This window comes from Streptomyces graminilatus, assembly GCF_001418565.1.
Lineage (GTDB): Bacteria > Actinomycetota > Actinomycetes > Streptomycetales > Streptomycetaceae > Streptomyces > Streptomyces graminilatus.
In genome coordinates this window covers 1-8,419 of record NZ_LIQQ01000280.1, presented here as the reverse complement: position 1 = coordinate 8,419, position 8,419 = coordinate 1, and the positions used below count along the sequence as shown (strand labels likewise).

The following is an 8,419-nucleotide window of genomic DNA, read 5'->3' as shown; positions in this document are numbered from 1 at the left end:
CAAACGCCGGACGGGCTGGGAGTGCCGGGGCGGGTCCCGTCCTCGAAGGCTCGATGGGCTGGATGGCGAGCGGGCCTCGGCCTCGGCCTCGGATGCCGGGTGGGCGGGAAATGGCTGGGTGGGCTCGTCCTGGAGGCCGGGCGGGGTGTGGTGGCGGTTGGGCTGCTGGATCAGGGAAAGGCAATGCCCGCGCAGCTCCCCAGCTGCGCGGGCATTTTTTGCCGTCCGCCGCACCCCCGTCCCCACGGGGTTTCATGGGTGGATGTCCCCGCCCGGACCGCTCTTCCGGGCCTGGGGTCGCCGCTCAGCGCCCCAGCATCACTCCCACGGACGACGCTTGTGTGACCACTGCTTCCCAGCCGCCGAAGACGACCACGAGCAGGGCTGCCAGGGGGAGGACCATTGCCGTCGCCACCAGGGGGTGGCGCTGGCCCTGTCGGCGTGGGCGGAACGCGGCGATGTACGCCTTGCGTCCCTGTGTGCGGAGCGCCGCCCGCGGTGCCGTGTGGGCCATGGTCCCTCTCCTTCCTGACCGTTCTCTTGTTGGCCGGCAGCGGCGGGTGCTTGACCTCGGGGGACGAGTGCTGCACCCGCCGCTTGACCTCAAATCTAGGCCGCCGACGGACACCGGTCGTCATGCCCTCGTACCGATTGCCGGGCCTCCCGGAGGATGACCTGTGGCCTGCGGAGTACTCCCCTGGGTGGAGATGAGGTCCTAGGTCTCAGGGTCTTCCCGGAAGGGGTGCCCGGTGTGCCCCCGCTGTTCACTGTTCCGGGCCGTCCGCCCTCGGTACCGGCTGCTCGACCAGTGCCAGGACCCGGTTCGCCATGAAACGGGCCGTGCGGACGGGCGAGCCGTTCCTGGTGACTTCGCTCACTTCCACGACGCCCCGGCGGACCGCCGTCTCCACCCTGCGGCCCGCCCTGCTCGCCACCACCTCATATGTACGTGTCGTGTCCCCGGCATCCACCACTATCTCCACGCGGTCACCCTTCACGGGTCCAATCCCCCTTCTGCGACGGGTGGTTGGGATCACACGCGACGTCAAGCCGCCCTGTTCGCGCGCTCCCTGACCACCTTTCAAGTCTCCCACCCGGCACTGACAATCCATCGGGCCGAGAGGGCGCGGCCTCTGCGCGCACCCGGCCGTGGAAACGTAAGCTGTCGCTCGTCAAACGGACCGGGCAGCGGGGATGAACATGGCGATGATGCGCCTGAGGCGCGAGGACCCGCGTGTCGTCGGCTCGTTCAGGCTTCACAGACGGCTCGGCGCGGGCGGGATGGGCGTTGTCTACCTGGGCTCCGACAAGCGGGGGCAGCGCGTCGCGCTGAAGGTGATCCGGCCCGATCTCGCGGAGGATCAGGAGTTCCGTTCGCGGTTCGCGCGCGAGGTTTCGGCGGCCCGGAGGATCAGGGGCGGGTGCACGGCCCGGCTGGTCGCCGCCGACCTGGACGCCGACCGGCCGTGGTTCGCCACGCAGTACGTGCCCGGGCCCTCCCTGCACGACAAGGTCGTCGACGAGGGTTCGCTCAGCGCGGCCGACGTCGCCTCCATCGGGGCCGCCCTCGCCGAGGGTCTGGTCGCGGTCCACGAGGCCGGTGTCGTGCACCGGGATCTCAAGCCGTCCAACATCCTGCTGTCCCCGAAGGGGCCGCGGATCATCGACTTCGGCATCGCCTGGGCGACCGGGGCCTCGACGCTCACCCATGTCGGTACGGCGGTCGGCTCCCCCGGATTCCTGGCACCCGAGCAGGTGCGCGGGGCCGCGGTGACTCCGGCCACGGACGTGTTCTCGCTGGGCGCCACTCTCGCGTACGCCTCGATGGCCGACTCGCCCTTCGGGCACGGCAGTTCCGAGGTGATGCTGTACCGGGTGGTCCACGAGGAGGCCCATCTGGAGGGTGTTCCGGACGCGCTGGCACCTCTCGTACAGGCGTGCCTTGCGAAGGATCCGGAGGAGCGGCCGAGCACGCTCCAACTGTCGCTGCGGCTCAAGGAGATCGCGGCGCGCGAGGCGCAGGGCATGGCGGACGTACGGCCGCCCGGGCCGCGTGCGGCCGAGGCGGAGCGGCCGACGGGACGGCTCACCGAGAGCTATCCGGACCAGCGGCCCCCCTATCACTCCCAGACCCAGCCCCACTCGCAGCCGTCGTCCAAGTCACAGTCCCAGCGGCGTCCGCAGGGGTCTGTCTCGGGTACGTCCGGGTCGCGTGCGGCCGTGCCGTCTCGGGGTGGTGGCTCGCGTTCCGGGACGCGGCCCGTTCCCGGCTCGCGCGGCACGACCGGGTCCGGGAACCGTCCCGGCCCGCGCCGTGGCACCGGCCGTCAGGCACCTCGCGGCACGGGAACCGGGCGGCGGCCCGCCAATCCACGGCTGCTGCGGCAGCGGTTGTTCGTGTTCGTCGTGGTGACTCTGCTGGTGGCGCTGGGGATCGCCGCCGCTCAGGGGTGCCAGGGGCCCAGCCGTGGGCTCGGGGACGACAGCGGTGGAAGTGGGCGGAAGCAGCAGCAGCGGCAGGAGCAGCCGGTGCGGTCGGACGACACGCCTGGGGGTGACGGGCCTGTGGCGCCCGGTTCGGCCCGGTCAAGCTCGGATTCGGACTGAGGCCTTCGGTGCCGGCCCGGCCCGGTGCGTCGGCTGCGGGGTTCGTCGTGGCTGGTCGCGCAGTTCCCCGCGCCGCTTAAAGCAGTTCCCCGCGCCCTTGAGCCTGGCGGCGTGCCCAGAAGGTGTGGTGGGTCCAGCGGGTCTCCTGGGCGTGGATGAGACGGTGGCCGCGCAGATACGCGGCGCGTGTGGCCTCGACCTGGTGTGCGTAGGCGGCGAGGGCCGAGTCCGCGTCGGGGTGTACGTGGCCCAGGTGGGCGTCGACGGCGTGGCCCGCGCTCATCCCGGTGTAGAGGGCGGTGAGGACGCCCTGGGAGGAGAGCGGGTCGAAGGCGACCGCCGCGTCCCCGGCGGCGGTCCAGCCGTCGCCGTACACCCGGTCCAGATGCGCTGTGTGCGCGGCGGCCCGGCGTGGCGTGGCTGTTGGTGTGGGCGGGGGCCCGTCACGGTGGGTCCATCGGGACACGTGGCGGGTGGCCGACAGGCGCTGGTGGAAGTGGCGTGCGGTGGACGGGGCGGCGGGCAGGTCGGTGTCGGTGAAGTAGGCGATCAGGCGGCCTCCGGAGGGCTGTGGGGCGGTGTACCACCAGCCGTCCTCGTCGGATTCGACGAGGGAACGGCGGTCTGTGTCACTCGGGTCCGGCTCCAGGGGTGCGTAGAGGGCTGTGAGCCGGTCCCGGACCTGTCGTCGGGCTCCGCATCGGACGGCGATCGCGGCGGCGCGGCCGGTGGCGTCGATCACCCAGCGGCAGTTCACCGTGCGCTCGTCACCACCCGTCCCAGGATTGTCGGCGGTGCCCGTCCCGCCGCGCAGGGTCATTGTCCAGCCGCCGTCCGGCCGCCGGGTCGTGCCGCGTACGGCCGTGCTCTCGGCGACCTCGGCTCCCGCCGCGCGGGAGGCCTCGCGCAGTCGCCGGTCGAAGAGCCGCCGGTCGAGATGCCAGCCGTGGCCGTGTGGATCGTTGATGAAGTCCACGGCGTGCACGTCGGCCGAGCCCCACGCCGAAAGACTGCCGTAGCAGGGCAGATGCCCGGAATCGAGCACCCGGTCGGCGACGCCGAGGTCGGCGAGCAGGACCCGCGCGGCGGGTACGAGCGTCTCGCCGACCTTCGGTGGCCCGGTGCCGGCGTCCACCAGCAGAACCGTGCGGCCCGCCCGTGCGAGCGCGAGCGCGGCGGCGGAGCCGGCCGGACCGCCACCCGCCACCACCACGTCGTACTTTTCCGCGGGTTCCGCGGGTTCCACGGGTTCCGAGTCGAGAGCCCGTTCGGGGCTCACTGGTCCTCGCGGAAGGGGTCGAGCCTTTCGAGGTATCCGGCGGCGATCTCCTCCTCGCGGTAGCCGGTCGCCTCCGCCGCGGCGCTGACCGCCTGTGCCACATGGTCGGCCTCGACGGTTTCGGGGGCGAGTCTGTCCGCGGGCCAGGCTCCGCGTGCGGCGGCCAGTACGGACGGGCCTGCCTCGGGCACGTGGAGGTTGACGAGGTTCGCCGTGTCCAGCGCCCGGTCGAGCGGTGCCGCCGGGTGCGACTCCACCTGGATCCGGTCGGGGAACTTGCCGTCGCCCACGGTGTACTCGCGCACCTCGACGACGCCGAGCTTCGACCAGTCCGTGATCATCTGCGCGCGCTGCTCGTTCATGGTGCCGGTGAGACCGCGCAGCCAGGTCGCCCGCCGCTCGAAGGCCTCTTCCCGGGCGCTGTCGTCGCCGTCGGCCGACGGTGTGTTGACCTTCTCGAAGTCCTCCAGCTTCAGCACGTGGTTCGGCACCTGTGCGGGCCAGAAGGTCGGCAGGTACGGGCTGTAGCGGGGCCCGAGGTTGGCCAGCACCTCGTAGCCGGAGCGGCAGCTCGCGGTGTCCGACTGCCAGGGGGCGGCCATCCAGCGGGTGAGGTCGCCGGGGCCCTGCGCGTACAGCGGGCCGTTCGCGGCGGCCGCCTCCTCCGGGGTGAGGGTGGGCCCGAAGTCGGGGTCCGCGGTGTTCGGCGCGCGGTGCTTGACGCGGAAGGGCGCGCTGAACATGCTCGGGGACCTGATCGGCCAGGTGACCTCGATACCCGGGTGGAACGCGTCGGCGGCACAGCTCTCCAGGGCCGCCCGGTCCAGCAGCCCCGGCTGCTCGGCGACAGGGGCACCGTCCACGGTCGGCCGGGGCTGGCGCAGCGGTCCGGCCTGGAACGCGCCGTCCGCCCAGCGGCTCAGCATCCAGTCCTGGGTCGGAGACAGTTTGCTGTGCTGGCGCACGGACTTGGGCTTGCTGGCCATGGCGTCGCCGTAGAGCCACGGCCAGGGCAGCGGGGACGTTCCGTCGCGGTCGTAGTCACGCATGGAGACGTAGGTCTGGCGGCGCAGTTCCCGGCTCCGCTGGGACGGATCGGCGAGCCGCTTCCGCATCTCCGGGGAGAGGAAGAAGTTGGGGCCGTTCCAGCCGAACTGCGTGGCGAAGCCATGGTTCACCCATTGCAGATCACAGAACCGGCGCAGAATCGGTTCGATATGGTCGGTGAACGAAATCTGCGGCGGGCGGGTCAGTGAACCGGCCGTGATGAAGACATCGAAAAGCAGGTCGTAGAGAGTGCGGACGGATTTCACGCCGGGGGCGTAATGGGGAGGTCCCACCACAACCCAGGCAGGGGTGGCGGTCAAATCCGTGCCGTCGATACGGACCTTCGCCGTCACCGGGCCGTCGGAGACGTCGTCGTACCAGGTGTCGTTGTTCGTGACTCCGGTGATCGGGCTGTTGTTGTAGGAGGCGGAGTTTCCTCTTCCGCCGAGCACCATCAGGCGGCCGTCGGAATGGGTGGAGATCTCCCCGAGATACACCGCCTTGTCCATGATCTTGCCGGTATCGAATTTCTGCGTCTCGGTCATCGAGCCGCGAACGGTGCGGCTTCCGGGATCGATGACCAGCTTCTTCCGGTCGGCGCCCGTGACGTCGGCGTTTCGCCGGCCGTACTGGTCCGCCGCGAGCGTCTTGCCCTCGGGAATGTCGAGCGGCACATGGAACTGGTACCAGGCGGCCTTCTTGTTGGCCAGGTGCACTGTCCACTGAATCTCGGTGACACCCGAATCGCCCGGCTTCAGTTCCCGCACGACCTCCCCCGCCGCGTTGTAGCCGTACACCCGGAAACGGGCGGCCTGCCTCCGGATCGCTCCGGACGCGTCCTTGTACGTGCCGACGTCCGCGGGTTTCTGGTCCGGTGATTCCGGGCCGATGAAGGGTGCTTCCTTGCTGTTGCCGACCCGGGCGACACCAATGGCAGGGTGAATTTTGACCTGCACGATTTTGACGTCCATCGAACAGCCTTCCGTTGTGGGACCGCCGGGTTCGATCCTAAACGTAAGATCATGCGATTTTCGGACGAATGTCGAGACCCGTCGAATAGCCGTACGGATGGCTGTACGGATGGCTGTACGGATGCACCCTGGGGTGCCGGGTCCCGCGTGTCGCGCGTGTCGTGCCGGGGATCCGGCAGTCGGCTCAGGCGGGCCTTGACCGAGTCGCGTAGAACGCGACCGCCGAAGCAGCCGCCACGTTCAGGGAGTCGATACCGGCGGACATGGGAATGCGCACCCATTCGTCGGCGGCCCGGAGAGCGAACGTGGACAGTCCATGCCCCTCCGACCCCAGCATGATGGCGCACCTCTGGAAGTACTTCGGGTCCAGCCGGTCCAGCGGGGTCGCCTTCTCGTCCGGGGTCATGGCGAGGATGTCGAACCCCGCCTCACGTACGACGTCGAGCCCCGCCGGCCACGCGTCGAACCGCGCGTAGGGAACCGAGAAGACGGAACCCATCGACACCTTGATCGCACGCCGGTACAAGGGGTCCGCGCAGTCCGGCGACAACAGGATCCCCCTGATGCCCAGAGCGGCGGCGCTGCGGAACGCGGCCCCGAGATTCGCGTGATCGACGAAACCCTCGAAGATCGCGATCCGCTGACCCGCGTCGTCCTGCGGACCTGGGGCGAACAGCGCGCCGCCGATGTCGGCCTGGTCGTCGACCGGCTCCGTGACCGCCACCCGGCGTGCGGATCGCAGGAGTTCGTCCGCCGCCGGGAGCGTCTTGCGCTGCATGGAGGCGAGGGCGCCGCGATGCACGTGGTAGCCGGTGACGCGTTCGGCGAGCTCCGGGGTGACCGCGTACACCGGGGCCGGCATCTCGTCGATGACGTCACGCATGACGTCGACCCACTTCGCGGACAGGAGCATCGAACGCATCTCGTAACCGGCGTCCTTGGCCCGTCTGATGACCTTCTCGCCCTCGGCGATGAAGAGGCCCTCGGCGGGCTCGCGTTTGCGGCGCAGTTCGACGTCGGTCAGGCCCGTGTAGTCGTGCAGGCGCGGGTCGTCGGGGTCCTCGACGGTGATGAGATCGGCCACAGGGGTGATACTGCCTTGTCCTGGGTGCGGTGCCAACGGCTGGGAGCAGATTGTGTTACCCGGGGTTACACCAATGCCTCCGGGCCCGTCTCCGGACGTGTGGCCGGGCCCACGTTCACGACCGCGCCGATCACGATCACGGCTGGTGGCTTCACGTCCTGCGTACGGACCGTCTCGGCGACCGTCGCGAGGGTCGCGTCGACGCGGCGCTGGGCCGCCGTCGTGCCCTCCTGGACCAGGGCGACCGGCGTGTCCGGGGACTTGCCGTGCGCGACCAGGGTCTCCGCGATCCGGCCGATCTTGTCGACGCCCATGAGGACGACCAGCGTGCCGGTCAGCTTCGCGAGGGACGGCCAGTCGACCAGGGAACGCTCGTCGTCGGGGGCGACATGGCCGCTGACCACGGTGAACTCGTGGGCGACGCCGCGGTGGGTGACCGGGATACCGGCCGCGCCCGGCACCGAGATCGAGCTGGAGATGCCGGGCACGACCGTGCAGGCGATGCCCGCCTCGGCCAGCGCCTGGACCTCCTCCATGCCCCGGCCGTAGACGTAGGGGTCGCCGCCCTTCAGCCGTACGACCCGCTTGCCCAGCCTCGCGTGTTCGATCAGCGCGTTGTTGATGGCCTCCTGGGCCATGAAACGGCCGTACGGGATCTTCGCGGCGTCGATCACCTCGACGTGCGGGGGCAGTTCGGCGAGAAGGTCGCGGGGGCCGAGGCGGTCCGCGATGACCACGTCCGCCTCCGCCAGCAGACGGCGGCCCTTGACCGTGATCAGGTCCGGGTCGCCGGGGCCGCCGCCGACCAGGGCGACGCCGGGGGCGCGGGTGCGGTGGTGGGGGGCGACGAGGGTGCCGTCGCGCAGGCCCTCGACGACCGCGTCACGGATGGCGGCGGTGTGACGGGGGTCGCGGCCCTTGGCGTCCGTGGTGAGGACGGCGACCGTGACGCCCTCGCTGTGGCCGGTGGCCGGGGTCCAGGCCGTCGCCGCGTCGGCGTTGTCGGAGCGGACGCACCAGACGCGGTGGCGTTCGGCCTCGGCGGAGGCGCGGGCGTTGGCCTGTGTGTCGCTGGTCGCGATCAGGGCGTACCAGGCGTCCGCGAGGTCGCCGTCCGCGTAGGGGCGGCGCTCCCAGGTGAGTTCGCCCGCGTCCGCCATCGCCTCCACGGAGGGGGTTGCCTCCGGGGATACGAGGAGGATGTCCGCGCCTGCCGCGATGAGGGCGGGGAGGCGGCGCTGGGCCACCTGGCCCGCGCCCAGGACCACCACTCGGCGGCCGGTGAGGCGGAGGCCTACGGGGTAGGCGGGGTGTTCGGCCATGGGGGTGCGGCTCCCTCTTGCGGGTCGTTCTGATCGGACTGATCGGAGCCGTGTGGCTTTGTCTCCGGCGTGGGTCCTGACGTGCGCATTTTACGGTGCGGGTGGGGTG

At 70.8% G+C, this 8,419-nt stretch carries 7 protein-coding genes; 1 reads left to right on the top strand and 6 read right to left on the bottom strand.

What is annotated here, in order from left to right:
- Positions 1-304: 304 nt before the first annotated feature.
- Both AOK08_RS23575 and AOK08_RS23570 read right to left on the bottom strand, forming a co-directional pair.
- On the bottom strand, positions 305-514 hold the full coding sequence (locus tag AOK08_RS23575; protein ID WP_055529532.1) for a hypothetical protein: 210 nt from the start codon (positions 512-514) through the stop codon (positions 305-307).
- A 250-nt stretch (positions 515-764) separates the two neighbouring features.
- Positions 765-998 (bottom strand): hypothetical protein, encoded by a 234-nt coding sequence (locus tag AOK08_RS23570; protein ID WP_055529530.1) that lies wholly within the window; start codon positions 996-998, stop codon positions 765-767.
- A 196-nt stretch (positions 999-1,194) separates the two neighbouring features.
- Here AOK08_RS23570 and AOK08_RS23565 point away from each other — a divergent pair, with 196 nt between their 5' ends.
- Complete coding sequence (locus tag AOK08_RS23565; protein WP_055529528.1) at positions 1,195-2,607, top strand: serine/threonine-protein kinase; 1,413 nt, start codon at positions 1,195-1,197, stop codon at positions 2,605-2,607.
- Positions 2,608-2,683: 76 nt separating this feature from the next.
- Here the strand turns inward: AOK08_RS23565 and AOK08_RS23560 are convergent, their stop codons facing one another.
- The 4 genes from AOK08_RS23560 to cobA all read right to left on the bottom strand — a co-directional run bounded on the left by AOK08_RS23560 (position 2,684) and on the right by cobA (position 8,310).
- Positions 2,684-3,853 carry an NAD(P)/FAD-dependent oxidoreductase gene (locus AOK08_RS23560; protein WP_055529534.1) on the bottom strand — a complete coding sequence of 390 codons (1,170 nt, stop codon included), beginning with the start codon at positions 3,851-3,853 and terminating at the stop codon, positions 2,684-2,686.
- A gap of 29 nt (positions 3,854-3,882) precedes the next feature.
- Positions 3,883-5,904 carry a LodA/GoxA family CTQ-dependent oxidase gene (locus tag AOK08_RS23555; RefSeq protein WP_055529526.1) on the bottom strand — a complete coding sequence of 674 codons (2,022 nt, stop codon included), beginning with the start codon at positions 5,902-5,904 and terminating at the stop codon, positions 3,883-3,885.
- Positions 5,905-6,088: 184 nt separating this feature from the next.
- Positions 6,089-6,988, bottom strand: coding sequence for a TrmH family RNA methyltransferase (locus tag AOK08_RS23550; RefSeq protein WP_055529524.1), 900 nt, complete (start codon positions 6,986-6,988; stop codon positions 6,089-6,091).
- A 65-nt stretch (positions 6,989-7,053) separates the two neighbouring features.
- The gene (gene cobA, locus AOK08_RS23545) at positions 7,054-8,310 is read right to left on the bottom strand and encodes a uroporphyrinogen-III C-methyltransferase (RefSeq protein ID WP_055529522.1); all 1,257 of its coding nucleotides are present in this window, start codon (positions 8,308-8,310) and stop codon (positions 7,054-7,056) included.
- Between the last annotated feature and the right edge of the window lie 109 nt (positions 8,311-8,419).

Coding starts and splice junctions, on each gene's coding strand:
- AOK08_RS23575 (WP_055529532.1), bottom strand. CDS start 514: ATGGCCCACACGGCACCGCGGGCGGCGCTCCGCACACAGGGACGCAAG.
- AOK08_RS23565 (WP_055529528.1), top strand. CDS start 1,195: ATGAACATGGCGATGATGCGCCTGAGGCGCGAGGACCCGCGTGTCGTC.
- AOK08_RS23555 (WP_055529526.1), bottom strand. CDS start 5,904: ATGGACGTCAAAATCGTGCAGGTCAAAATTCACCCTGCCATTGGTGTC.
- cobA (WP_055529522.1), bottom strand. CDS start 8,310: ATGGCCGAACACCCCGCCTACCCCGTAGGCCTCCGCCTCACCGGCCGC.